We start from the raw sequence: 24,526 nt of genomic DNA on the forward strand, positions 1-24,526 counted from the left end.
AAGGAGACCCATGTCCCGCCGCCCTGTCCTGACCGCTGCCGCGCTGGCCGCGCTGGTGCTCCCGCTCGTCGCCGGCTGCGTCGCCAACGACACCGCGGGCTCGGGCCCGAGCGCGTCGTCGTCGGGGGTCCTCACCGTGAAGTCGACGGACGACGCGTGCGAGGTCTCGGCCGCCGAGGCCCCCTCCGGCACGGTGCAGTTCGCGGTCACCAACGCGGGCGACGACGTCACCGAGTTCTACCTGCTGGGCGACGACGGCCTGCGGGTCATCTCCGAGGTCGAGAACGTCGGCCCCGGCCTGTCGCGTGACCTCGTCGTCCAGGTCAAGCCGGGCACGTACTACACCGCGTGCAAGCCGGGCATGGTCGGCGACGGCATCCGGGCGGAGTTCACCGTCACCGACTCCGGCTCGGACGTCGGCCCGACGGGCGACACCGCCGACCAGATCTCCGCAGCCGAGGCCCAGTACGTCGCGTACGTGAAGGACCAGGTGGGCGCGCTCATCTCCGGCACGCAGGAGTTCGCCGACGCCTACACCTCGGGGGACGACGAGAAGGCGCGCAGCCTCTATGCCGACACCCGAGTGCACTGGGAGCGCATCGAGCCCGTCGCCGAGTCGTTCGGTGACCTCGACCCGCTGCTCGACCTGCGCGAGGCCGACGTCGAGGCCGGCACGCCCTGGAGCGGCTGGCACCTGATCGAGAAGGACCTCTGGCAGCCCGAGCCCGACGCCAACGGCGGCGTGGCCTACGTGCCGCTGACGCAGGAGCAGCGCGACGCGGCCGCGGCCGACCTCGTGAAGTACACGCAGCAGCTCGTCGACGAGGTCAACGCCCCCGACTTCACGTTCGAGGCCTTCCAGATCGCGAACGGCGCCAAGGAGCTCCTCGACGAGGTCGCGACCGGCAAGGTCACCGGCGAGGAGGAGATCTGGTCGCACACCGACCTCTGGGACTTCCAGTCCAACGTCGACGGTGCGCACGTCGGCTTCGAGGTGCTGGCCGACGTGGTCGAGGCGCAGGACCCGGACCTCGCCGACGAGCTCACCACGCGCTTCGCCGAGCTGCAGACCCTGCTCAGCGCGCAGGGCTCGATCGAGTCCGGCTTCACCTACTATGACGACCTGACGGACGCGCAGATCAAGGCGCTCGCCGCCGCGGTCGACGCCCTGGCCGAGCCGCTCTCGCAGCTCACCGCCACCGTCACCAGCAGCTGATCCCTAGGAGTCATGTGTCCGCCCCCACGGACCCGCACGACACCCCGGAGGAGTCCTCAGCCCAGTCCGACAGCCCCCGCCTCTCGCGGCGCGGGTTCCTCGGGCTGGGCGGAGGGCTCGCCGTCGGCCTCGCCGCCGCCACCGGCTTCGGCGTCGGCCGGGCGACGGCACCCTCGCCCGCGGCCACGGCCTCCGGGTCGCCCGGCACGTACCCGTTCACGGGCGTCCACCAGGCCGGCATCGTCACGCCCGCCCAGGACCGGCTCTACCTGGCCGCCTTCGACCTGACGACGACGTCGCGCGACGACCTGATCACGCTGCTGCGCACCTGGACGACGATCGCCGCACGCCTCACGCAGGGACTCTCGGCGGGGCCGTTCGGTCCGGCGTCGGGGCCTTACAACGCGCCGCCGGACGACACGGGCGAGGCCGCCGACCTGCTGCCCGCGGGCCTGACCATCACGTTCGGCTTCGGCCGCTCGATGTTCGTCGGGACCCCGTCGGCCGACGGCACGCCCGGCGAGGACCGGTTCGGGCTCGCCGACCGGCTGCCGGAGGGCCTGGTCGACCTGCCGCACTTCGCCGCCGACGACCTGGACCCCGCACGCAGCGACGGCGACATCGTCGTGCAGGCGTGCGCCGACGACCCCCAGATCGCCGTGCACGCGATCCGCAACCTGTCCCGTGCGGCGTTCGGCACCGCGACGATCCGCTGGACCCAGCTCGGCTACGGGCGCACGTCCTCGACGAGCACCGCCCAGCTCACTCCCCGCAACCTGTTCGGGTTCAAGGACGGCACCGCGAACGTGAAGGCGGAGGAGACCTCGGACCTCCAGGAGCACGTCTGGGTGCCCGGCTCCGCGCTGACGCCCCAGACGCAGTGGCTCGCCGGGGGCTCGTTCTTGGTCGCGCGACGCATCCGCATGCGCATCGAGACGTGGGACCGCACCTCGCTCGGCGAGCAGGAGGGCCTGGTCGGACGGACCAAGGGCGCCGGTGCGCCGCTGTCCGGGGGCACCGAGTTCACGGAGCCCGACTTCACGGCCAAGGGCGGCGACGGCAAGCCGCTGATCGCCGTCGACTCGCACGTCCGCCTGGCCCACCCCAGCGAGAACAAGGGCGTGCGGATGCTGCGCCGCGGCTACAACTTCACCGACGGCAACGACAGCCTCGGCCGGCTGGACGCGGGGCTGTTCTTCCTCGCGTTCGTCACGGACCCGCGCACGCACTACATCCCGATGCAGACAGCCCTGTCGAGCAACGACGGCCTGATGGAGTACCTCACGCACACCGCGTCCGGGCTCTACGCGGTCCCTCCCGGGGTGCCCGACGGATCGCTCGTCCTCGGCTCCGACGGCACGCCCGTGACCACCGACGACAGCCCGTACGTCGGCCAGGCGCTGTTCGCGTAGTCGCAGCGGTACTCTGCCGCGCGTGACGACTGAGCAACCGGCGCGCACCCCCCTCGACGCCGGCACACCCACCCGGGTGTGGCTCGTCGCGCTCCTGACGGTCATGGCCCTGGAGATGGTCCGGGCCAGCGGGCCGCTGCTGGACCGGGCGTTCGCGGTGAGCACCGTCGACGCGGCGCTCGCCTCGCTCGGCTCCTACGCCGGGGCCGGGGTCGTCGCGGCCCTCGTGCTGGTCCTCGGCCGGTGCCTGTCCGGCACCCCGGACGCCCGCTCGATGCTGCTCGGCTCGGCGGTGCTCGCCGTCCTGCGGATCGTCCTGCAGGGTCTCGACGGGATCGCGCTGAACGTCGTCGGCCTCGTCACCGTCGCGGTGGCCGTCGGGGTGCTGTGCCTCGGCGTCGCGTTCGTCGCGGGTCGGCCGTCGGGCGGTCGGCAGGCCGCCGTCGGGCTCGTCCTCGGGTGCGGGCTGTCCGTCGGGCTCCAGCTCCTGCTGGGCACCTGGGACGCGCTGTGGCAGCCGGGCTGGTCCGGGTGGATCGTCGCCGTCCTGCTCGGCCTGTCCGTGCTCGGCACCGCCCGCGGCCTCGCGGCGTTCACCACAGTGGAGACCCAGCCGACCGGCCGCCCGCGTCGCCTCTGGGCCCTCGGCCCGTTCCTCGCGATCGCCGCGATGATCCTGGCCAACCCCGCCTTCGCCGCCTCACAGTCGGGCACGTCGCTGCGCACCGCGGGGATCGTGCTGGTCGCCGCCAACTTCGTCGGCGCAGGCCTGCTGCTGCGACCGGCGCAGTGGTCGGCGCCGTGGCGCGTGGGCGCGGCCGTGCTGGTCGTCGTCGGGGTCGCCGGCGCGCTCTGGATCACCGACTTCTGGGCACTCGTGGCCATCGGCGTGCTCCTGGTGTCCGTCGGCGTCGTGCTCGCGGCGGCCCTGAGCGCCCACCGGCCCGCGCCCCGTGGCATCCCGCGGACCGCGGCCGCGACGCTCGTCGTCGGCGTGCTGACCATCGCCCCGTTGCTCGTCTACATGCTCGACTACGACCTCCCGCTCGGCGTCGACAACGTGTGGGTCCTCGTCCTGACCGCGCTCGCGCTCGCGCTGTCCGGCCTGCGCCGACGGACCCCGCTGGCCGGCCCGTCCGACCGCCTCCCCCGCAGCATGGCCTCGGTCCGGCTCCTGCTCCTGCCCGCGCTTGTGCTCGCCGCCATCGGCCTCGTCGCCCTCTCCACGCCCACCGTGCCCGACCGCGCCGCCGACGACACCGTGACGATCGTCGACTGGAACCTGCACTACGGCGTCTCGCCCGTCACCGGCGTCGACCTCGAGGCCATCGCGCAGACGATCGAGGCGCAGGACCCCTCGGTGGTCACCCTGCAGGAGGTCGAGCGAGGCTGGATCTTCGGCGGCGGCGCCGACATGGCCACGTGGCTGTCGCGACGGCTGAACATGACGATCCACTTCGCGCCCGCCGCCGACCGGCAGTTCGGCAACGCGGTGCTGTCGCGGTCGGCCCTCACCGACGTGGCGATCCACGACCTGCCCTACGGCGACGGCCCCCAGAACCGCTCGGCCCTCGCCACGACGCTCACCACCGCCTCGGGGGTGTCGCTGCGCGTGACGTCGGTCCACCTGCAGCACCGCGCCGAGAACACGCCGACGCGGCTGGAGCAGCTGTCCGCGCTCGCGGAGGCCGAGCCGGTGACGCCGCCGGCCCTGCTCGCCGGCGACTTCAACGCCACGCCCGGCTCCCCCGAGATCACGTTCCTGACCGATGCCGGCTGGGTCTCGGCCGTCGACGCCGCCGGCGACCCGTCGTCACTGACGTCGACCAGCACCGACCCCACCGAACGCATCGACTGGATCTTCGGCCAGGGCGTCACGTTCGAGTCCGCCAAGGTCCTGCCCGGCCAGACGGAGTCCGACCACCTCCCGGTGGTCGCCCGCCTCACGCCCGGCGGGTGACCGGCCCCGTCGACTCGCGGACCACCAGGTCGACGCCCGCGTCTGCGTCACCGTCGACGACGTGCCCGTCGGCGCACGGGTCGTCGTCCGGGTCGGCGCCGACCATGGGCTCGCCGCCAACGACGTGGCCGGCGCCCGCTTCGCGGTGCTCGCCCGTGCGCAGATCTCCACGTCACGCGTGCTGGAGGTCGCGACGTCGGACGCGCCGCTGCCTACCGGTGCCGGCCGAGCGAGAACAACCTGAACAGCGTTATAGGACGGCTTGACGCGCACAACGTTGTTCTCGATCGCGGGAACGGACCGCTCGGCTGGCTTCGGGCCGGTATTCGTTGGTCGGACCGGCTCAGTCCTCGATGCGGTGGTGGAGGATGCGCGCGACCTCGGCGATCGTGCCCGAGTACGACGGGTAGACCGTGGACGTCTCGGCGATCTGGTCGGTGGTGAGGCGGTAGTTGACCGCCATGGTGAGCGGGAAGATCGACTCGCTGGCACGCGGCCCGACGATGACCGCGCCGACGACGACGCCCGACCCTGCGTGGGCGAAGATCTTGATGAAGCCGTCGCGTACGCCGAGCATCTTGGCGCGCGGGTTGCGGGCGAGCGGCAGCATGCTGACCGAGTACTTGATGCCGCGTTCCTGCATCGTGGCCTCGGAGAACCCCACGGTCGCGATCTCCGGCAGCGTGAAGATGTTCGACGACACCCCCCGCAGCGACAGCGGCGCGACGGCGTCGCCGAGCGCGTGCGCCATGGCCAGGCGCCCCTGCATGGCCGCGACGGACGCGAGCGGCAGGACTCCGGTGACGTCGCCGGCGGCGTACACGCCCCGGACGTTGGTGCGTGAGACCTTGTCGACCTCGATGTGCCCGGACGGCGTCAGGCGGACGCCCGCCTCCTCGAGGCCGAGGCCGTGCGACGTCGGGATCGAGCCGACGGCGAACAGGACGTGCGAGCCCTCGACGACGCGCCCGTCGGCCAGGGTCACCTCGACCCCGTCGGCGGTCCGGACCGCCTTGGAGGCGCGGGACTGGGACATCACCGTCATGCCGCGGGTCTTGAAGACGTCCTCGAGCAGCTGGGCGGCGTCGGCGTCCTCGCCGGGCAGGACGCGGTCGCGGCTGGAGACGAGCACGACCTCGGCGCCGAGCGAGGTGTACGCGCCGGCGAACTCGGCGCCGGTGACGCCGGAGCCGACGACGATCAGCTTCTTCGGCAGCTCGGGCAGGTCGTACAGCTGGGTCCACGTGAGGATGCGCTCGCCGTCGGGCTTCGCCTCGGGGAGCATCCGCGGGGTGGCGCCGGTCGCGATCAGGACGGCGTCGGCGTCGAGCGTCAGGTCGTCGGCACCCTCGGGGGTGGAGACGAGCACGCGCGACGGCCCGTCGAGGCGGCCGTGGCCGAGGACGATCCGCACGCCCTCGCGCTCGAGCCGGGCCCGGATGTCCGCGGACTGCGCGGCCGCGAGCGCCTTGACGCGGGTGTTGACGGCGGCGAGGTCGATACGGTGCCGCAGGTCGTCGAGGCCGGGGGCGTCGAGGGCGGTGCCGTCGAGCCGGATGCCCAGCTCGGGTGCGCGGTCCGCGATGGTCATCCACTCGGCGGTCGCGATCAGCGTCTTGGACGGCACGACGTCGGTCAGGACCGCGGCCCCGCCGAGCCCCACGGCCTCGACGACCGTGACGTCGGCGCCGAGCCGTCGACCGACCAGTGCCGCCTCGTACCCGCCCGGTCCGCCGCCGATGATGACGACGCGAGGGTTGGCCGATTCCTGCGCAGGGGTGCTCACAGGAAACATTCTGCCGCTCTGGTCCGGACCGGCCAGCGGGTTAGCCTTCGATCATGAGCGACGTCACATCTCTGGACGACCCGGCCACCGACCCGTTCGAGGTCGCGCGGGCCGCTGCGGGCTACATCGCACGGACGACAGGGGTGCCGACGCACGACGTCGCCCTCGTGCTCGGCTCGGGCTGGGGCGGGGCCGCGGACCTGCTGGGCGAGACCGTGGCGGAGCTGGCCAGCCACGAGGTGCCGGGGTTCTCCACGCCCGCCGTGGTGGGTCACGTGGGCACGATCCGCTCGATCCGCATCGAAGGAACGTCAGGAACAGCAGCCAAGCACGCCTTGGTGCTCGGCAGCCGCACGCACCTGTACGAGGGCCGCGGCGTGCGTCGCGTCGTCCACGGCGTGCGGACCGCGGCCGCCGCAGGCGCGACGACGGTCGTGCTCACCAACGGGTGCGGCGGGCTGAACCTCGGCTGGGGCCCGGGCACACCCGTGCTGATCAGCGACCACATCAACCTCACGGCCACCTCGCCGCTGGAGGGCGCGACGTTCGTCGACCTCACCGACCTGTACTCGCCGCGGCTCCGGGCGATCGCGCGCGAGGTCGACCCGACCCTCGACGAGGGCGTCTACGTGCAGTTCCCCGGGCCGCACTACGAGACGCCGGCCGAGGTGAAGATGGCCGGTGTCGTCGGCGGCGACCTGGTCGGCATGTCGACGAGCCTGGAGGCCATCGCGGCCCGGCACGCGGGGCTGGAGATCCTGGGCATCTCGCTGGTGACCAACCTCGCGGCCGGGATCAGCCCCATCCCGCTGTCTCACACCGAGGTGATCGAGGCGGGCGTCGCGGCGGGCCCGCGGATCAGTGCGCTGCTGGCCCAGATCGTCCGCCGGCTCTGAATGAGCGCACGCCCGCAGGCGTGAGTAGTTTGGGCCCATGACCGGCGACGATGCGTGGGCAGACCTCCGGACGCGCGTGCAGGCATGGATCGAGGACGACCCGGATCCCCAGACGGCCGACGAGCTCCGTGCCCTCCTGACCCTGGCGGACGCGCAGACCACCGACAGCCGCGAGCCCGACCCGACGCAGCGCCAGGCGATCGATGCCCGCCGCGAGGCCCGGGCAGAGCTGGCCGACCGGTTCAGCGGTCTGCTGCAGTTCGGCACCGCCGGCCTGCGCGGGCGGCTCGGCGGCGGTCCGCACCGGATGAACCGCGCGGTCGTCATCCGCGCCGCGTCCGGCCTCGCGGACTACCTGCTGGGCGAGCTGGACGGGGTCCACCCGCGCCCGCGTGTGGTCATCGGGTACGACGCGCGCCACAAGTCGGTGGACTTCGCGCGCGACTCGGCGGCCGTGCTCACCGCCGTGGGAATCGAGGTGCTGGTGCTGCCGGAGAGCCTGCCCACCCCCGTGCTGGCCTTCGCGGTGCGGCACCTCGACGCCGACGCGGGGATCATGGTCACCGCGTCGCACAACCCCCGCGAGGACAACGGCTACAAGGTCTACCTCGGCGGCCGGGTGGTCACCGACTCGGGCCAGGGCTCCCAGATCGTTCCGCCCGCCGACGCCGCGATCGCGGCCGAGATCGCGCACGTCCCGTCCGTCGCTTCGGTCCCGCGGTCCACCAACGGCTGGACGATGCTCGGCTTCGACGTGCTCGATGCGTACGTGGACGCCGTCGTCGCCCTCGCGCCGACCGACGAGGCCAGCCGGGCGGCCGCCGGGAACCTCAAGATCGTGCTCACGCCGCTGCACGGGGTCGGCGGCGAGGTGGCGCAGCGGGTGCTCACGCAGGCCGGGTTCCGGCACCTGCTCGTGGTGCCCGAGCAGTTCGAGCCCAACCCGGACTTCCCCTCGATCGCGTTCCCGAACCCCGAGGAGCCCGGCGCCATCGACATGGCCACCGGCCTGGCCAGCGACGAGGGCGCCGACATCGTCATCGCTCTCGACCCGGACGCGGACCGGTGCGCGGTCGCCGTGCAGGACCCCCGGCACCGCAGCCACCGCGGCCCGGACACCGCGGAAGCCGAGGGTTGGCGCATGCTGCATGGCGACGAGACCGGCGCGCTGCTCGGCACCGCGATGGCCGCCCGCTGGCTCGGTTCGGACGCGGACCCCGACTCGACGACGCCGACGTTCGCCAGCTCGATCGTCTCGTCGCGACTGCTGGGCAAGATCGCCGCGTCCGCGGGCCTGGGCTACGCGCAGACGCTCACGGGCTTCAAGTGGATCTCCCGCGTCGAGCACCTCGGCTTCGGGTACGAGGAGGCGCTCGGCTACTGCGTCGACCCGGCGCACGTGCGCGACAAGGACGGCATCTCCGCGGCGCTGCTCATGGCGGGGCTGGCGGCCCGGCTGCACGCCGAGGGACGCACCCTGATCGACGCGCTCGACGACATCGCGCGCACCCACGGCCTGCACCTCACCGACCAGGTGTCCGCCCGGTTCACCGACCAGGACCAGATCCTGCCGCTGGTGCACGACATCAAGCGGACTCCCCCGCGCAGCCTCGGCGGGTCGCGCGTGACCGACGTGGTGGACCTGGCCGCCGGGACCGAGGACGACCGCGACGGCCTGCCGCCCACCGAGGGCCTGCGGCTGCTCACGGAGGACGGGACGCGCGTCGTGGTGCGTCCCAGCGGCACGGAGCCGAAGATCAAGGCCTACCTCGAGGTGATCCAACCCGTCGGGTCGCACGCCGACGGCAAGGCCCTCGGCCACGCGCGCGACGAGGCTCGCAAGCGCCTGGACGCCGTGGCCGTGGACATCCGGGTCTCACTGGGCATCTAGGTGCGCTCGTCGCCCCCGGGTGAGCGAAGATGAATCCATGACCGGCACCCAGATCGCCCCGACGGACCGCGCGCTCGCGCTCATCGGCGGTGAGGCGACCGACGCGAACCTCCGCCGCTACCTGCACGGCATCCCGGGGGTCGACGCGGTCGGCCTCCAGCAGCGGGCCGCGGGCCTGGGCACCCGGTCGATCAAGACGACCTCGAAGGCGTGGGCGCTCGACCGGATCATCGGGCTCATCGACCTCACCACGCTCGAGGGTGCGGACACGCGCGGCAAGGTGCGGTCCCTCGTCGCGAAGGCCATGACGCCCGACCCGTCCGACCCGACCTGCCCGCGCGTGGCCGCGGTCTGCGTCTACGGCGACATGGTCCCGCACGCCGTCGAGGCGCTCGGTGCCGCGCACGGCGAGATCGCGGTCGCCGCCGTGGCCACGGCCTTCCCGAGCGGGCGGGCGTCGCGCTCGATCAAGCTGGAGGACACCGCCGACGCGGTCGCCGCGGGTGCCGACGAGATCGACATGGTCATCGACCGCGGCGCGTTCCTGGCGGGGCGCTACGGCGAGGTCTACGACGAGATCGTCGCCGTGAAGGAGGCCTGCCGACGAGCCGACGGCACGTACGCGCACCTCAAGGTCATCCTCGAGACCGGCGAGCTGAACACCTACGACAACGTCCGCCGCGCGAGCTGGCTGGGCATCCTGGCCGGCGGCGACTTCATCAAGACCTCGACGGGCAAGGTCGCCCCCGCGGCCACCCTGCCCGTCACGCTGCTCATGCTCGAGGTGGTCCGCGACTGGCACCGGCTGACCGGCCTGCAGGTGGGCGTGAAGCCCGCGGGTGGCATCCGCGCCTCGAAGGACGCGATCAAGTACCTGGTGACCGTCGCCGAGACGGCGGGCGAGGAGTGGCTGTCGCCGCACCTGTTCCGGTTCGGCGCGTCCAGCCTGCTGAACGACGTGCTCCTGCAGCGCCAGAAGGTGGCGACCGGCCACTACTCCGGTCCCGACTACGTGACGATCGACTGAGGCCCCCTGATGACATTCCTCGACTACGCCCCGGCACCGGAGTCCCAGGCGATCCTCAACCTGCGCAGCGAGTACGGGTTGTTCATCGGCGGAGAGTTCCGGGCGGGCGGCGGCACGCCGTTCTCGTCGATCAACCCGGCCACCGAGAAGCACATCGCGACGATCGCGACGGCGTCCGAGGCCGACGTGGACGCAGCGGTCGCCGCAGCGCGCAAGGCCTACGACAAGACCTGGTCGCGCCTCTCGGGAGCCGACCGCGGCAAGTACCTGTTCCGGATCGCGCGGCTGGTCCAGGAACGGTCCCGCGAGCTGGCGGTCGCGGAGTCGCTCGACAACGGCAAGCCGATCAAGGAGAGCCGCGACGTCGACGTGCCGCTCGTCGCGGCCTGGTTCTTCTACTACGCCGGCTGGGCCGACAAGCTCGACCACGTCGGCCTCGGCGCTGCGCCCGCTCCCCTGGGCGTCGCCGCGCAGGTCATCCCGTGGAACTTCCCGCTGCTCATGCTCGCGTGGAAGATCGCCCCGGCGCTCGCGGCCGGCAACACCGTCGTGCTCAAGCCCGCCGAGACCACGTCGCTGACCGCGCTGCTGTTCGCGGAGATCGTCCAGCAGGCCGACCTGCCCCCGGGCGTCGTCAACATCGTCACCGGTGCCGGCTCCACGGGCGCCGCCCTCGTCGGCCACCAGGACGTCGACAAGGTCGCCTTCACGGGCTCGACGGACGTCGGTCGCGCGATCGCCAAGCAGGTGGCCGGCACGCGCAAGAAGCTCACGCTGGAGCTGGGCGGCAAGGCGGCGAACATCGTGTTCGACGACGCGCCGATCGACCAGGCCATCGAGGGCATCGTCAACGGCATCTTCTTCAACCAGGGCCACGTCTGCTGCGCCGGCAGCCGCCTGCTGGTGCAGGAGTCCGTGCACGACGAGGTCGTCGACCGGCTCAAGGCGCGCCTGTCGACGTTGCGCCTGGGCGACCCGCTCGACAAGAACACCGACATCGGGGCGATCAACAGCGCGGAGCAGCTGGAGCGGATCCGCACCCTGAGCGACATCGGGGACGCCGAGGGCGCCGAGCGCTGGACGGCCGCGTGCGAGATCCCGGCCAACGGCTTCTGGTTCGCGCCGACGATCTTCGACAACGTCTCGACGAGCCACCGGATCGCCCGCGAGGAGATCTTCGGCCCGGTGCTGTCGGTGCTCACGTTCCGCACGCCCGCGGAGGCGATCGCCAAGGCGAACAACACGCCGTACGGCCTGTCGGCGGGCATCTGGACCGACAAGGGCAGCCGCATCCTCGCGGTCGCCGACCAGCTGCGCGCGGGCGTCGTGTGGGCCAACACGTTCAACCGGTTCGACCCGTCGAGCCCGTTCGGCGGCTACAAGGAGTCCGGCTACGGCCGCGAGGGCGGCCGGCACGGCATCGCCGCGTACCTGAAGAGCAACGGAGCCACCAAGTGAGCCGGCTGGCAGTACCGAAGACCTACAAGCTCTACATCGGCGGCGCGTTCCCGCGCAGCGAGTCGGGGCGCACCTACGAGATCGCGAGCGCCAAGGGCGCGTTCCTGGCCAACGCCGCCAAGGCGTCCCGCAAGGACGCCCGCGACGCGGTCGTCGCCGCGCGCGCGGCCGTCGCCGGCTGGTCGGGTGCGACCGCCTACAACCGCGGGCAGGTGCTGTACCGGATCGCGGAGCTGCTCGAGGGTCGTCGCGAGCAGTTCGTCGCGGAGATCGTCGACGCCGAGGGCGTCTCGGTGTCCAAGGCGACGGCGCAGGTGGACGCCGCCATCGACCGCTGGGTCTGGTACGCGGGCTGGGCCGACAAGTACGCGCAGGTCGCCGGCAACGCCAACCCCGTCGCCGGGCCGTACTTCAACATCTCGGTGCCCGAGCCGACCGGCGTCGTGGCCATCGTCGCGCCGCAGGACTCCTCGCTGCTCGGTCTCGTCTCCGTGGTCGCGCCGGCCCTCGTCGCGGGCAACACCGTGGTCGTGGTGGCCTCCGAGCGGCTCCCGCTCTCGGCGATCAGCCTGTCCGAGGTCCTCGCGACGAGCGACGTGCCCAAGGGCGTCGTCAACGTGCTGACGGGCTCCCCGGCCGAGATCGCGCCCTGGCTGGCGAGCCACGCGGACGTCAACGGGCTCGACCTGGCCGGCGCGGGCGACCTCGACTGGGTCGACCTGCAGATCGCCGCGGCGGACACGCTCAAGCGCGTGCTCCCGCCCGAGGAGGTCGGTCAGTCGCTGGGCCGCATCACGGCGTTCACCGAGACGAAGACGGTCTGGCACACGAAGGGTCTGATCTAGGCGAGCAGCCGCTGCGCGTTGCGCGCGGTCAGCGTCCCGACGACGGCCCACGCCACGACGAGCGCCGCGTAGAGGCCGACGGCCGACCACGCGAACACCGCTGCGCCGGTGCTCGCCGCCAGGGCGCTGGACCCGGTGACGACCGTGCCGACCGGGAACGTGAAGCTCCACCAGGGCAGCCCGAACGGCGGCCGGGCGCGCAGGGTCACAACGACGACCACGGCGAGCCAGAGCATCGCGAGCACCCAGGCCACGAGCCCGTACCGCACGCCGAACGCGCGTGCCGCCGAGCCCGTCGCCAGACCGAGCCCGTGCGCGGCCGTGATCGACTGGCCGAGCGGGCCGAGGACGATCCACAAGGTCGGCACGAGCGCGGCCGGCCCGACGCCGTGCCGGAGCAGCCGCCGCCCGATCGGCACGACCACGACGACGCTCGCGACCAGCGCGACCCCGAACATCGCGTAGCAGGCCACCAGCATCGCCTCCCGGCCCGGGCCGTCCGGCATCTCCGCCACGAGCAGCGCACCGCTCGCGGCGGAGACCATGGGCGGCACGACGGGCATCAACCAGCCGCCGAACGCGTCGCCGGTGTAGGCGCGACGGGGCACGACGGCCGCGCAGACCAGCCCGCCCACCGTGCCGACGATCCAGAGCGTCCAGGCGACGACGAGGGCCGCGTGCAGCCCGACCAGGTCACGGCCGAACACGAGCGCCCCGGAGCCGACCGTCAGGAGCGCCATCGGCATGGCACCGTAGAAGCTGCCGAGCACGGGGTGCCGCAGGTGGCCCCGGGCGGTCGCCGGGTGCTGCACCCAGTGCGCCACCGTCGCCGCGGTCACGACGACGAGCAGCAGCACGGCGAACAGCCACACCGCCCGCCCGAACCGATCCAGGCCGGGGACCGGCAGCGTGACCGAAGCGTTCGCGACGATGCCGGTCGCCATGACGGACGCGTACCAGTTGGGCCCGACCGCCGACAGGCGTCGCACCTCCGCCCGGTCCATGGTCGTCGTCATGCGTCCAGAGTGCGTGCGGTCCGGCGGTGCCGGTAGCGGTCTTCGGCTGATCGGGCCATAGGGTCGATTTATGTCTACACATAGACTGACGTGATGAGTCTCGCCCGCGTGCCCGACCTCGACTCGCTCGAGCTGCTCATCCGGGTGGCTTCCACCGGAAGCCTCGGTCTGGCGGCGGCCGAGCACGGCATCAGCCAGCCGGCGGTCTCGGCGCGGGTCAAGAGCATGGAGCGGCTGGTCGGGTTCCCGCTGGTCACCCGAAGCCCGCGCGGCTCGACGCTGACCACGGAGGGATCGCTGCTGGCCGACTGGGCGCGCGACGTGCTGCACGCCGCCGCGGTGCTCGAGGCCGGCATCGGCTCGCTGCGTCACGACCGACAGGCGCGCCTCCGGGTGGCCGCCAGCCTCACGGTCGCCGAGCACCTGCTCCCGCTCTGGCTCGTGCGCCTGGCCGCGACCCGACCGGAGACGGCCGTGAGCCTCTCGGCGCTCAACTCCGCGGACGTCGCCGCCCAGGTGCTCGACGGGGCCGCCGACCTCGGGTTCGTCGAGGGACCGCGCATCCCGCCGGGCCTCGACAGCCAGACCGTGGCCCGCGACCGGCTGGTCGTCGTCGTCCCGCCCGGGCACCCGTGGGCGCGGCTGCGCAGGCCGCTGGCCCCCGAGACGCTCGCCGCGACCCGCCTCGTGCAGCGCGAGCCCGCCTCCGGGACGCGCACCGCCCTCGAGGAGGCCCTGCAGGAGTGGGCGCCGCTGGCCACCCCGCTGCTGGAGCTGGCCAACACCAGCGCGCTGCGCTCGGCGGTCGCCGCGGGCGCCGGTCCGGCGGTGCTCAGCGAGCTCGCGGTCGCCGACGACGTCGCCGCCCGCCGGGTGGTGCGCGTCCCCGTCCGCGACCTCGACCTCACGCGCTCGCTGCGGGCGGTGTGGCCGCGCGGCCAGGCGCCGACGGGCTCGGCGCGTGACCTGCTGGCGATCGCGAGCCGCTGACGCGTCCTCCTAGGCGGAGTGGCGCCCCGGGCGGGCCGCGGCGTACGCGGGCAGGATCACGGTCTCGATGAGCGCCTGGCGCTCGTCGTGGTGCAGGAACGAGTGGGAGGCGGCGGTGACCGTGACGTCGCGCAGGTCGTCGAGCGTCCAGCCCGCCTCCTCGACCAGGAGCGTCAGCTCCCGGCCCAGCGACGTGCGCGACTGCAGCCGGTTGTCGGTGTTCACGGTGACCGCGAACCCGAGCTGCTTCAGGCGGGTCACGGGGTGCTCGGCCACCGACGCAGCCCCGCCGGTCTGCAGGTTCGACGACGGGCACAGCTCGAGCGGGATCCGCCGGTCGCGGACCCAGTGCGCCAGCAGCCCGAGCCGGTCGCCGAGCTCGTCGGCCGTCACGTCGTCGATGAGCCGGACGCCGTGCCCGACGCGCGCCGCCTGGGCCAGGTGGACCGCCTCGGCGATCGAGTCGAGCCCGGAGGCCTCGCCCGCGTGCACGGTGGCCGGGAAGTTCGCGTCGCGCAGGGTCTCGAACGCGGAGATGTGCCGCGACGGCGGGAACCCCTCCTCGGCGCCGGCGATGTCGAAGCCGACCACGCCGTTGTCGCGGTTGGCCAGCGTCAGCTGGACGATCTCGTCCCAGCGGTCCGCGTGCCGCATCGCGGTGACCAGGGTGCCGATGCGGATCGTGCGACCCTGCGCGGCCGCCTCGGCGACCCCCTCGGCGAACCCGGCCTGCACCGCGTCGACCACCTGCTGGAGCGAGAGGCCCTTCTGCAGGTGCTGCTCAGGGGCGTACCGCTGCTCGGCGTACACGACCCCGTCGGCCGCGAGGTCGATCGCCGACTCCCGGGCGACCCGGCGCAGGTGCTCCTCGGTCTGCATCACGGCGATGGTGTGGTCGAACGTCTCGAGGTAGAGCGGCAAGGTGCCCGAGGACGCGGCGTCGTAGAACCAGTCACGCAGGGCGTCGGCGTCCGTGGCGGGCAGCTCGTGCCCCGCCTCGGCGGCCATCTCGATGATGCTCTGGGGGCGCAGGCCGCCGTCGAGGTGGTCGTGCAGGAGCACCTTGGGCAGCGCAGGGATCTTCGCGACGAGGTCCTCGGCGGGCGCGACGGCAGGGGGCTCGGCGGGGGTGCTCATGGCCTCACCGTACCGAAATGTCCGGCTCGGGCCCCCCGGGCCTCGGGTTTCACCCGGGGCCGTCCTCCTCGTCGCCGACCTCGGTGTCCTGCTCGACGACGTCGGCCTCGTCGGCACGTCCGTCGAGGTCAGGGCGCGCGAAGTCGGGCTCGTAGTCCTCGTCGTCGCTCACGTCCGTGTCGTCGACGAGGCTCAGCGGTCGGTGCGGGTCCACCGGCGCCAGTCCGGCGTCCCGCCAGGCGTCACTCCCGGGAACGGTGCTCATGCCTCCATCGTGCCCCCGGCTCGCGGCACGCGCGCGTCAGGCCTCGACGCGGTCGATGACGAGCGGTCGGACGCCCACCGGGGTTCCGGCAGGAGCGACGACGACGCCACCGGCGAGCGCCTCGCGGGCCCGCTCGAATCGTTCCGGGGTGTCGGTGTGCAGGGTCAGCAGCGGCTGCCCGGCGCGGACGATGTCGCCGGGCCGCGCGTGCAGCTCGACGCCCGCACCCGCCTGCACGGGGTCCTCCTTGCGCGCGCGCCCGGCCCCCAGCCGCCAGGCCGCGATGCCGACGGCGTAGGCGTCCAGGACCGTCACGGTCCCGTCGGCCTCGGCCAGCACCTGCTCGGTCTCGCGCGCCACGGGCAGGGTCGCGTCGGCGTCCCCGCCCTGCGCCGCGATCATCCGCTTCCAGGCGTCCATCGCCCGGCCGTCCGCGAGGGCGTCGGCGGGGTCGCCGGGCACGCCGGCGGCCTCGAGCATCTCGCGCGCGAGCGCCACGGTCAGCTCGACGACGTCGGCCGGACCGCCGCCCGCCAGCACCTCGACGGACTCCCGCACCTCGAGCGCGTTGCCCGCGGTCATGCCCAGCGGCGTGGACATGTCGGTGAGCAGCGCGACGGTCTTCACCCCGGCGTCGGTGCCGAGGTCGACCATCGTGCGGGCCAGCTCGCGCGCGCGGTCGATGTCCTTCATGAACGCGCCGGACCCGACCTTCACGTCGAGCACCAGCGCGCCCGTGCCCTCGGCGATCTTCTTGCTCATGATCGACGCGGCGATCATGGGGATCGACTCGACGGTGCCCGTGACGTCGCGCAGCGAGTAGAGCTTGCGGTCGGCGGGGGCGAGCCCGGAGCCGGCCTGGCAGATGACCGCGCCGACGTCCTCCAGCTGCGCCATCATCTCCTCGTTGCTCAGCGCGGCGCGCCAGCCCGGGATCGACTCCAGCTTGTCCAGCGTGCCGCCGGTGTGCCCGAGGCCGCGGCCGGACAGCTGCGGCACGGCCACCCCGAACACGGCGACCAGGGGGGCGAGCGGGAGCGTGATCTTGTCGCCGACGCCGCCCGTGGAGTGCTTGTCGGCGGTCGGCCGGGACAGCCCCGAGAAGTCCATCCGCTCGCCCGACGCGATCATCGCGGCGGTCCAGCGGGCGATCTCGGCGCGGTCCATCCCGTTGAGCAGGATCGCCATCGTGAGGGCCGACATCTGCTCCTCGGCGACCGCGCCGCGGGTGTAGGCGTCGACCACCCAGTCGATCTGCGCGTCCGTCAGCCGGTGGCCGTCCCGCTTGGCGACGATGACGTCGACGGCGTCGAAGCTCATGCCCGCTCCTCGAGGTCGGCCGGGCCGAAGGCGTCGGGGAGCACCTCGGTCATCGGCTTCACGCCGTGCGTCGTCTCGACGAGCAGGCGCGCTCCCCCGTGCTCCCAGAGCAGCTGCCGGCAGCGGCCGCAGGGCATCAGGACGTTGCCGTGCTTGTCGACGCACGTGAACGCCACGAGCCGCCCGCCCCCGGACACGTGCAGGCCGGAGACGAGGGCGCACTCGGCGCAGAGCGTGACCCCGTACGAGGCGTTCTCCACGTTGCAGCCGACGACCACCCGGCCGTCGTCGACGAGCGCGGCGGCCCCCACCGGGAACTGCGAGTAGGGCGCGTACGCGCGGTGCATGACGTCGGTGGCGGCGGCCCGCAGGGCGTCCCAGTCGATGGTGTCCACAGGGCTCACTTCGTGTACGGGATTCCCTCGGCGGCCGGCGGGCGCACGCGGCCGACCAGACCGGCCACGGCGAAGATCGTCGCGAGGTACGGGAGCATCGCGAGCACGTCGCTCGGGATGGGCGAGCCGAGGTTGTTCAGCACGCGCCGCAGGGCGTCGGCCAGGCCGAAGAACAGCGACGCCGCCAGGGCGCCCTTGGGGCTCCACCGGCCCAGGATCATGGCCGCGAGGGCGATGTAGCCCTTGCCCGACGTCAGCTCCTTGGTGAACGCGAGGCCCGCCGACACCAGAGCCGCGCCGCCGAGGCCGGCCAGAGCCGAGCCGAGGATCGTGGACCGCACGCGCGTGGCGTTGACCTTGATGCCCACGGTGTCGGCGGCCTTGGGGTGCTCGCCGACCGCCCGCATGCGCAGGCCCCAGCGGCTCCGGAAGACCAGGATCTGCAGCACCGCCACGGCGATGTACATGAGGTAGACGATCATCGAGTGGTCGAACAGCACCGGGCCGATGACGGGGATCTGCGACAGGCCCGGGATCGGCAGCGTGGGCAGCCGAGGCGGCGAGTTCAGCTTCTGCGGGTCGTCGGTGAGCAGCGTCGAGAACAGGTAGTTGGTCAGGCCGATGACCAGCACGTTGAGCACGACGCCGACGATGATCTGGTCGACCCGGTACCGGATGGCGAAGAGCACCAGCCCGCACCCGACGAGCGCACCGGCCACCAGGGCGGCGATCAGGCCGGTGTAGGCGTTCTGGGTGGTCGACGAGACGACGACCGCCAGGAACGCACCCGCGAGCATCTGCCCCTCGATGGCGATGTTGATGATGCCCGAGCGCTCGCACAGCAGGCCGGCCATGGCGCCGAACACCAGCGGGACCGACGCGACCAGCGCCGTGGTGAGCAGCAGCGTGAACGGCAGCGCGTTGGCGTTGCCGGCCATGACCCACACCAGCAGTGCGAACAGGACCAGCACGCCGTACACGGGCGCGAGCCACACCGGCGCCTTGCGGCGGGCCCGGGCGAGCACGAGCGCGTAGACGCCCAGGCCGATGGCGATCAGCGACAGGATCGACGCGGTCAGCCGCGACGGGACCGCGAACTGGTCGATCTTGAAGAAGTCGTTCGGCGTGGCCACCTGGAACGTCGTGACGTCCGACGCCGGCGTCAGCAGCCCGAAGAAGACGAGCGACAGGACCCCGACGACGAGGTAGGTGATCGGCCCGCGGTAGCGGATGCCGACCTGGACGGGGGTGACGAGAGACTCGTGCGCGCTGGGCGCTTCTGGTGCGGCGAGCGTGCTCACGCGGCTGCCCTCTTCCGGTCGTAGCCGAACAACGTCGCGGTCCAGTGGAAGATCGACAGCTCACGGACCAGGGGCGGTGCGGCGATCAGCAGGACGATCACGGCCTGGATGACGAGCACCAGGTCGATCGGGGTGCCGGCGGAGGTCTGCATCAGCGGCGACCCTGCCCGCAGCGCCCCGAAGAGCAGCGCCGCGAGCACAGTGCCGAGGGGTCTCGATCTCCCGAGCAGCGCGACGGTGATGGCGTCGAACCCGATGGACCCGGCGCTGCCGGCCTGGAACGTCTTGTCGGTGCCCAGGATCTGCATGGCACCGCCGAGCCCGGCCAGGCCACCGGCGATGAGCATGACCAGCACGAACATGAGCGGCACGCGGATGCCGGCGGTGCGGGCGGCGTCCTGGTTGGCGCCGATGGCCCGGAACTTGAACCCGAGCGTCGACCGCTCCATCACCCACCACACGACGACTGCGGCGAGGATCGCGATGATGAAGCCGAGGTGCAGGCGGAACTGCGGTCCCAGCAGCAGCGGCATCACGGCGGTGTCGCGCACCGGCGGCGTCACGGGACGCTGACCGCCGGGTTGGCGCAGCACCGACGTGGTGAGCAGGTAGGAGACGAGGTAGAACGCGATCGAGTTGAGCATGATCGTGACGATCACCTCGCTGGCCCCCGTGCGCGCCTTGAGGAACCCGGCGATGCCGGCCCAGAGGCCACCGACGATCATCGCCGCCGCGCAGGCCGCGATGACGTGCAGGCCGACCGGGAGCTCGGCCTTGAAGCCGACGTACGCACCGGCGGCCGCACCGACCAGGACCTGGCCCTGGGCGCCGATGTTGAACAGCCCGGACCGGAAGCCGATGCCCAGACCGAGGCCGGCGAGGATCAGCGGCACCGACGACACCATCGTCTCGGTGATCGGTCGGATCCGGCGGGCGCCCGTGGCCTGGTAGTCGTAGATCGCGCCGCGGAAGAGGGCCGAGTACGTCGAGTAGATGGCGTCCCACGCGGCGCTGAAGAAGTCCTGCGGCCGGGCGGTGACGTAGCCGAACGCCTTCTGGGACGCCGGGTCGGCGGCCACGACGAGGATCGCGGCGAGGCACAGGGCGATGAAGATGGCGACGATGACGGTGGTCGTCGTCGAGTCCATCACGGCCTGCAGGTACGGCCGCTTGGGGCCCGAGGGCTCCTCGGATGCCGGCGCGGGCGCGGGTGCGTCCTGGACGGTGGCGGTCACGCCTGCTCCTCCTCATCGTTCGTCGGGGCGGCGACGGCCTCCGGCACGGGCGGCGCCGGCGGGGTCGGGGCGACTGGTGGGGCCGGAGCGGCGGCGGCGGGAGCGGCTGCAGGGGCCGGGCCGTCGAGGTCGAGGTCCTCGACCACCGCGTCCACCTCCGCGAGCGCCGTGTGGTGCCCCGCCGCCTGCTCACGCGCCTGGTCGAGCGGGACGCCCGCCATCATCAGGCCGAGCACGTCGCGGTCGGAGGTGTGCCCGCCGTCGATCACGCCGATGATCTTGCCGCGGTACATGACGGCGATCCGGTCGGCCAGCGCGAGCACCTCGTCGAGCTCCGTCGACACGATGATGACCGGAGTGCCCTTGTCGCGCTCGGAGACGATCCGCTTGTGCACGAACTCGATGGATCCCACGTCGAGCCCACGGGTCGGCTGCGACGCGACGAGCAGCCGCAGCGGCCGGGACATCTCGCGGGCCAGCACGACCTTCTGCTGGTTGCCGCCGGACAGGGTGCTGACGGGGTCCTGCACCGACCGGACCCGGATGTCGAACTCCTCGACGCGGTGCGCGGCGTTCTCCGCCACGCGCGCGGGGCTCAGGGAGCCGGCGCGGGCGTAGGGCTTGCTGCGGTGCATGTCGAGGATGAGGTTCTCGGCGATGGAGAACGAGGAGATCAGGCCGTCGGTGCTGCGGTCCTCGGGGACGAAGCCGACGCCGGCCTCGATCACCCCGGCGACCGACCGTCCGCCCAGCTCCGTGCCGTCGAGCAGCAGGGAGCCGCTGGCCGGCTTCTGGAGCCCGAGGATGGTCTCGGTCAGCTCGGTCTGGCCGTTGCCCTGGACCCCGGCGATCGCCAGGATCTCGCCGCGGCGGACCTCGAACGAGACGTCGTCGACCACCGCGACGCCGTTGGCGTCGAACACGGTGAGCGCCTTCACGGCGAACGACGCCTCACCGGGCGTCGCGTCGGCCTTGTCGACGGCCAGGCTCACGGAGCGTCCGACCATGAGGGAGGCGAGCTCGACCTCGGTGCTCGCGGGGGTGGCCGTCCCGACCACGCGACCGCGGCGGATGACGCTGATGGTGTCCGCGACGGCGCGGACCTCGCGCAGCTTGTGCGTGATGAAGACGATGGACGTCCCGGCGGCCTTGAGCTGGCGCATGATCGCGATCAGCTCGTCGGTCTCCTGGGGCGTGAGCACGGCGGTCGGCTCGTCGAGGATCAGGACCTCGGCGTTGCGCGAGAGCGCCTTGATGATCTCGACGCGCTGCTGCACGCCGACGGGGAGGTTCTCGACGAGCGCGTCGGGGTCGACGGCGAACCCGAACTGGTCGGAGATCTCCCGGACGCGGCGACGCGCCTCCTTGAGGTCGATGAGCCCGCCGGCGGCCGTCGGCTCGTGACCGAGCACCACGTTCTCCGCCACGGTGAACACCGGGATGAGCATGAAGTGCTGGTGCACCATGCCGATGCCGGCCGCCATCGCGTCGCCGGGACCGGCGAACGTCCGCGGCTGCCCGTCGACCAGGATCTGCCCCGCGTCGGGCTGGTAGAGCCCGTACAGGACGTTCATCATGGTCGACTTCCCGGCGCCGTTCTCGCCGAGGAGTGCATGGATCTCGCCTGGTGCGAACGTCAGGTCGATGCCGTCGTTGGCAACCAACGAGCCGAAACGCTTGGTGATGCCTCGCAGTTCGAGCTGCACGCTCGCCGCCTTCCACCCGATCCTGTGAGCGACATTAGCCCTGCTGGGCGCTGACGCACGGGGGGCCCGGAACGTGTCCGTCCCGGGCCCCCCGTCGACGCCTGGCGCTACAAGGTCAGCTGACCTTGTTGGCCGACGGCGAGTCGACGACCAGCGAGCCGTCGATGATCGCAGCCTTGAGCTCGTCGATCTTGGCGGAGAGCTCAGCCGGCACCTGCGACTCGAAGTCGTGGAAGGGCGCGAGCGCCACGCCACCGTTCTCGAGCGTGCCGACGTACGGCGTGTTGCTGAAGTCGCCCGACGACGAGGACTTGATCGTGTCGAAGACGGCGGCCTGGATCTGCTTCATCACCGAGGTGAGCAGCAGGCTCTTGTACTGGTCGTTGGCGGGCTGCAGGTAGCCGTCCGAGTCGACCCAGATGACCGACGTGCCGGGGTGCTGGCTCGCGGCGTTCAGCGAACCGGCGCCGACCGGGCCGGCGACGGGCAGGATGATGTCCGCGCCCGCGGCGATGAACTGCTCGGTCGTGGTGCGGCCGGCCTCGGTGTCGGAGAAGTTCCCGATCATCGAGCCGTTCTGCGCGGCCTTGTCCCAGCCGAGGAGCTTCACGGACGTGCCGTTGTCGGTGTTGTAGGCGTCGATCCCGTCGGAGAACCCGTCCATGAAGATGGTGACGGACGGGAACGGCTGACCGCCGAACGTGGCGACCGTGCCGGTCTTCGACATGCCCGCGGCGAGGTAGCCCGCGAGGTACGACGACTCCTGCGTGTTGAACAGGAGCGGCTTGGCGTTGTCGATCGTGACGGGCGCGAAGTTCTCGTCGGAGAACGCGGAGTCGACGAGCGCGAAGTCGATGTCCGGGTTGGCCGTGGCGGCCGCCTGGACGGCGTCCTCGAGCGCGAAGCCGACGCCGATGATGAGGTTGCAACCCTGCTGGACCATCGAGTCAACGTTGGTCGTGTACTGGCCCGGGTCGGTCGACTCGGCGGACTTGATCGTCACGCCCAGCTCGCTCTCGGCCTGCTGCATGCCCTTGAAGCCCGACTCGTTGAACGAGGCGTCGTCGAAGCCACCCTCGTCCGACACCATGCACGCGGTGTAGTCGACCGTGGCGGCGGCGCTGGAGCCACCGTCGGTGGGGTTGCTCTCGTCCTCCGGTGCACTGCCACACGCCGCAAGCGCGAGCGCGAGCGCCCCGCCGAGCGCAGCCACTCGAATGATCTTGTTCACGCGCGTCTCCTGAATCTCGTCAGCTTCTCGCCGGGCAGGCTCCGTGCGCCCTGTGGCACGACCGTGTGCCTGACCGGCATTGATGGTTCGGACACTAGCCAGCCGCGCGTGACGCGCATGTTACCGATGGGTATCCCCGCAGGTAACGTTACCGACTTGGTATATCCGCCCAGGTGGCGGACGTCCTGTCTCAGCCCGCGAGAAGCGCGGCCCGGGCGAGGAAGAGGGCGCCGACCTCGACCGCGCGCTCGTCGACCCGCAGGTCGCCCTGGTGGATGTCGTACGTGTGACCGCCCGGCGTGCGGGTGCCCAGCCGGGCCATCGCACCCGGCACCCGCGTCAGGTACCAGGCGAAGTCCTCGCCGCCGAGCGACTGCTCGGTCAGCAGCACGGACCCCGCTCCGAGCACGCTGCGTGCGGCCTCCTCGAGCACGCCGGTGGACTGCTCGGCGTTCTCCACGGGAGGCACGCCGCGGTGGTGGCGCACCTCCACGTCCACCTCCAGCGACGCCACGACGTTCTCGACGGCTGCGTGGAACACCTCCGACGCCTTCTCCCACGCCCGGACGTCCAAGCAGCGCAGGGTGCCGTTGAGGGTGCCGATCGGCGGGATCGCGTTGTGCGCCGAGCCGGCCTGCACCGCGCCCCACGTCAGGTTGACGCCCGAGCGTGGGTCAAGCCGGCGGCCCAGGATCGCGGGCACCTGCGTGATCACCTGGCCGAGCGCGAACACCACGTCGCCCGTCAGGTGCGGTCGCGACGTGTGGCCGCCGGGGCCGGAGATGGTCACCGTGACCTCGTCGCTGGCCGACGTGATCGGCCCGATGCGCGTGCCGACGTGCCCGACGTCGACCTTGGGGTCGCAGTGGAACGCGAAGATCTGCCCGACGCCGTCCAGGCCGCCCGCCGCGAGCACGTCGAGCGCGCCACCGGGCTGGACCTCCTCGGCCGGCTGGAACACGAGCCGGACGCCGGTGGTCAGCTGGTCGGCGACCTGGGCCAGGAGCAGTCCCGCGCCGAGGACCGCAGTCGTGTGCACGTCGTGCCCGCAGGCGTGCGCGATCCCGCGGGTGGTCGACGCCCACGGCAGACCCGTGGTGTCGATTACGGGCAGCGCGTCGAGGTCCGCGCGCAGCGCGATCCGCTGCCGTCCCGTCACCGCCGGCCCCGGGCCGATGTCGCACAGGAGGCCGGTGCCGGGCAGGAGGTGCGGGTGCAGGCCCGCCGCCCGCAGCCGGTCCGCCAGCAACGCCGTGGTGCGCACCTCGGTGCGGCCGAGCTCCGGGTGGGCGTGGATGTCCCGGCGGATCGCGACGAGCTCGTCGCGCAGGCCGTCGTACAGGGCGGCGAGCTGCGCCGCGACGGGCTCCGTGGGAGCGGGACGCAGCGAGCTCAGCGGGGCGACAGGGGTGAGGTCGGGCACGGTTCGACCCTATCCG

Annotated in this window: 21 protein-coding genes; 10 read left to right on the forward strand and 11 right to left on the reverse strand. The window is 72.5% G+C overall.

Annotated elements, in window-relative coordinates:
• The first annotated feature begins 10 nt into the window (after window positions 1-10).
• The 4 genes from efeO (at window position 11) to AC1DZC_RS13850 (ending at window position 4,832) form a co-directional block, all read left to right on the forward strand.
• Window positions 11-1,216, forward strand: a complete 1,206-nt coding sequence (gene efeO / locus AC1DZC_RS13835) for an iron uptake system protein EfeO (RefSeq protein ID WP_477039633.1) — start codon at window positions 11-13, stop codon at window positions 1,214-1,216.
• 14 nt (window positions 1,217-1,230) lie between these two features.
• Window positions 1,231-2,628 (forward strand): iron uptake transporter deferrochelatase/peroxidase subunit, encoded by a 1,398-nt coding sequence (efeB, locus tag AC1DZC_RS13840; RefSeq protein WP_477043670.1) that lies wholly within the window; start codon window positions 1,231-1,233, stop codon window positions 2,626-2,628.
• A gap of 22 nt (window positions 2,629-2,650) precedes the next feature.
• Complete coding sequence (locus AC1DZC_RS13845) at window positions 2,651-4,588, forward strand: endonuclease/exonuclease/phosphatase family protein (RefSeq protein ID WP_477043671.1); 1,938 nt, start codon at window positions 2,651-2,653, stop codon at window positions 4,586-4,588.
• 61 nt (window positions 4,589-4,649) lie between these two features.
• Window positions 4,650-4,832 (forward strand): hypothetical protein, encoded by a 183-nt coding sequence (locus tag AC1DZC_RS13850; RefSeq protein ID WP_477043672.1) that lies wholly within the window; start codon window positions 4,650-4,652, stop codon window positions 4,830-4,832.
• 99 nt (window positions 4,833-4,931) lie between these two features.
• Here AC1DZC_RS13850 and AC1DZC_RS13855 read toward each other — a convergent pair whose 3' ends face one another.
• The gene (locus AC1DZC_RS13855; RefSeq protein ID WP_477043673.1) at window positions 4,932-6,383 is read right to left on the reverse strand and encodes an NAD(P)H-quinone dehydrogenase; all 1,452 of its coding nucleotides are present in this window, start codon (window positions 6,381-6,383) and stop codon (window positions 4,932-4,934) included.
• 44 nt (window positions 6,384-6,427) lie between these two features.
• On the opposite strand from AC1DZC_RS13855, the gene AC1DZC_RS13860 reads away from it, so the two are divergent.
• Genes AC1DZC_RS13860 through AC1DZC_RS13880 form a run of 5 tightly spaced genes read left to right on the forward strand, consistent with a single transcriptional unit; the run spans window position 6,428 to window position 12,491 of the window.
• Complete coding sequence (locus AC1DZC_RS13860) at window positions 6,428-7,270, forward strand: purine-nucleoside phosphorylase (protein ID WP_477043674.1); 843 nt, start codon at window positions 6,428-6,430, stop codon at window positions 7,268-7,270.
• 37 nt (window positions 7,271-7,307) lie between these two features.
• Window positions 7,308-9,161 carry a phospho-sugar mutase gene (locus AC1DZC_RS13865; RefSeq protein ID WP_477039627.1) on the forward strand — a complete coding sequence of 618 codons (1,854 nt, stop codon included), beginning with the start codon at window positions 7,308-7,310 and terminating at the stop codon, window positions 9,159-9,161.
• 37 nt (window positions 9,162-9,198) lie between these two features.
• Complete coding sequence (deoC, locus tag AC1DZC_RS13870) at window positions 9,199-10,188, forward strand: deoxyribose-phosphate aldolase (RefSeq protein ID WP_477039626.1); 990 nt, start codon at window positions 9,199-9,201, stop codon at window positions 10,186-10,188.
• A 9-nt stretch (window positions 10,189-10,197) separates the two neighbouring features.
• A complete protein-coding gene (locus tag AC1DZC_RS13875) occupies window positions 10,198-11,646 on the forward strand; it encodes an aldehyde dehydrogenase family protein (RefSeq protein ID WP_477043675.1) in 1,449 nt (482 codons plus the stop codon).
• Window positions 11,643-12,491, forward strand: a complete 849-nt coding sequence (locus AC1DZC_RS13880; RefSeq protein ID WP_477043676.1) for an aldehyde dehydrogenase family protein — start codon at window positions 11,643-11,645, stop codon at window positions 12,489-12,491. Before AC1DZC_RS13875 ends, AC1DZC_RS13880 begins: the two co-directional genes overlap by 4 nt.
• Here the strand turns inward: AC1DZC_RS13880 and AC1DZC_RS13885 are convergent.
• Window positions 12,488-13,507: a TDT family transporter gene (locus AC1DZC_RS13885; protein WP_477043677.1), complete on the reverse strand. Its 1,020-nt coding sequence runs from the start codon at window positions 13,505-13,507 to the stop codon at window positions 12,488-12,490. The genes AC1DZC_RS13880 and AC1DZC_RS13885 overlap by 4 nt on opposite strands.
• A 93-nt stretch (window positions 13,508-13,600) precedes the next feature.
• On the opposite strand from AC1DZC_RS13885, the gene AC1DZC_RS13890 reads away from it, so the two are divergent.
• On the forward strand, window positions 13,601-14,497 hold the full coding sequence (locus AC1DZC_RS13890) for a LysR family transcriptional regulator (RefSeq protein WP_477043678.1): 897 nt from the start codon (window positions 13,601-13,603) through the stop codon (window positions 14,495-14,497).
• Between the two features lie 9 nt (window positions 14,498-14,506).
• On the opposite strand, the gene AC1DZC_RS13895 is transcribed toward AC1DZC_RS13890, so the two are convergent.
• The 9 genes from AC1DZC_RS13895 to AC1DZC_RS13935 all read right to left on the reverse strand — a co-directional run bounded on the left by AC1DZC_RS13895 (window position 14,507) and on the right by AC1DZC_RS13935 (window position 24,510).
• Window positions 14,507-15,634 (reverse strand): adenosine deaminase, encoded by a 1,128-nt coding sequence (locus AC1DZC_RS13895; protein WP_477043679.1) that lies wholly within the window; start codon window positions 15,632-15,634, stop codon window positions 14,507-14,509.
• 49 nt (window positions 15,635-15,683) lie between these two features.
• Complete coding sequence (locus AC1DZC_RS13900; protein ID WP_477043680.1) at window positions 15,684-15,899, reverse strand: hypothetical protein; 216 nt, start codon at window positions 15,897-15,899, stop codon at window positions 15,684-15,686.
• A gap of 36 nt (window positions 15,900-15,935) precedes the next feature.
• Window positions 15,936-17,219, reverse strand: a complete 1,284-nt coding sequence (locus AC1DZC_RS13905; RefSeq protein ID WP_477039619.1) for a thymidine phosphorylase — start codon at window positions 17,217-17,219, stop codon at window positions 15,936-15,938.
• Window positions 17,216-17,614, reverse strand: a complete 399-nt coding sequence (locus tag AC1DZC_RS13910; RefSeq protein ID WP_477039618.1) for a cytidine deaminase — start codon at window positions 17,612-17,614, stop codon at window positions 17,216-17,218. Before AC1DZC_RS13910 ends, AC1DZC_RS13905 begins: the two co-directional genes overlap by 4 nt.
• A gap of 5 nt (window positions 17,615-17,619) precedes the next feature.
• Window positions 17,620-18,915 (reverse strand): ABC transporter permease, encoded by a 1,296-nt coding sequence (locus AC1DZC_RS13915; RefSeq protein WP_477039617.1) that lies wholly within the window; start codon window positions 18,913-18,915, stop codon window positions 17,620-17,622.
• Window positions 18,912-20,150: an ABC transporter permease gene (locus AC1DZC_RS13920; protein WP_477039616.1), complete on the reverse strand. Its 1,239-nt coding sequence runs from the start codon at window positions 20,148-20,150 to the stop codon at window positions 18,912-18,914. Before AC1DZC_RS13920 ends, AC1DZC_RS13915 begins: the two co-directional genes overlap by 4 nt.
• Entirely contained in the window at window positions 20,147-21,856 is a 1,710-nt protein-coding gene (locus AC1DZC_RS13925; protein ID WP_477039615.1) for an ABC transporter ATP-binding protein, read from the reverse strand. The genes AC1DZC_RS13920 and AC1DZC_RS13925 overlap by 4 nt, the downstream gene beginning before the upstream one ends.
• A 115-nt stretch (window positions 21,857-21,971) precedes the next feature.
• On the reverse strand, window positions 21,972-23,087 hold the full coding sequence (locus AC1DZC_RS13930; RefSeq protein WP_477039614.1) for a BMP family lipoprotein: 1,116 nt from the start codon (window positions 23,085-23,087) through the stop codon (window positions 21,972-21,974).
• 190 nt (window positions 23,088-23,277) lie between these two features.
• Entirely contained in the window at window positions 23,278-24,510 is a 1,233-nt protein-coding gene (locus AC1DZC_RS13935; RefSeq protein WP_477039613.1) for an amidohydrolase, read from the reverse strand.
• Window positions 24,511-24,526 lie beyond the last annotated feature (16 nt).

Source organism: Cellulomonas sp. P2_B4, from assembly GCF_056404795.1.

Bases quoted from the DNA above. Each gene is read 5' to 3' on its own strand.
- efeO (WP_477039633.1), top strand. From the start codon at position 11: ATGTCCCGCCGCCCTGTCCTGACCGCTGCCGCGCTGGCCGCGCTGGTG.
- AC1DZC_RS13860 (WP_477043674.1), top strand. From the start codon at position 6,428: ATGAGCGACGTCACATCTCTGGACGACCCGGCCACCGACCCGTTCGAG.
- AC1DZC_RS13900 (WP_477043680.1), bottom strand. From the start codon at position 15,899: ATGAGCACCGTTCCCGGGAGTGACGCCTGGCGGGACGCCGGACTGGCG.
- AC1DZC_RS13865 (WP_477039627.1), top strand. From the start codon at position 7,308: ATGACCGGCGACGATGCGTGGGCAGACCTCCGGACGCGCGTGCAGGCA.
- AC1DZC_RS13895 (WP_477043679.1), bottom strand. From the start codon at position 15,634: ATGAGCACCCCCGCCGAGCCCCCTGCCGTCGCGCCCGCCGAGGACCTC.
- AC1DZC_RS13855 (WP_477043673.1), bottom strand. From the start codon at position 6,383: ATGTTTCCTGTGAGCACCCCTGCGCAGGAATCGGCCAACCCTCGCGTC.
- AC1DZC_RS13890 (WP_477043678.1), top strand. From the start codon at position 13,601: ATGAGTCTCGCCCGCGTGCCCGACCTCGACTCGCTCGAGCTGCTCATC.
- AC1DZC_RS13875 (WP_477043675.1), top strand. From the start codon at position 10,198: ATGACATTCCTCGACTACGCCCCGGCACCGGAGTCCCAGGCGATCCTC.
- AC1DZC_RS13905 (WP_477039619.1), bottom strand. From the start codon at position 17,219: ATGAGCTTCGACGCCGTCGACGTCATCGTCGCCAAGCGGGACGGCCAC.
- AC1DZC_RS13885 (WP_477043677.1), bottom strand. From the start codon at position 13,507: ATGACGACGACCATGGACCGGGCGGAGGTGCGACGCCTGTCGGCGGTC.
- deoC (WP_477039626.1), top strand. From the start codon at position 9,199: ATGACCGGCACCCAGATCGCCCCGACGGACCGCGCGCTCGCGCTCATC.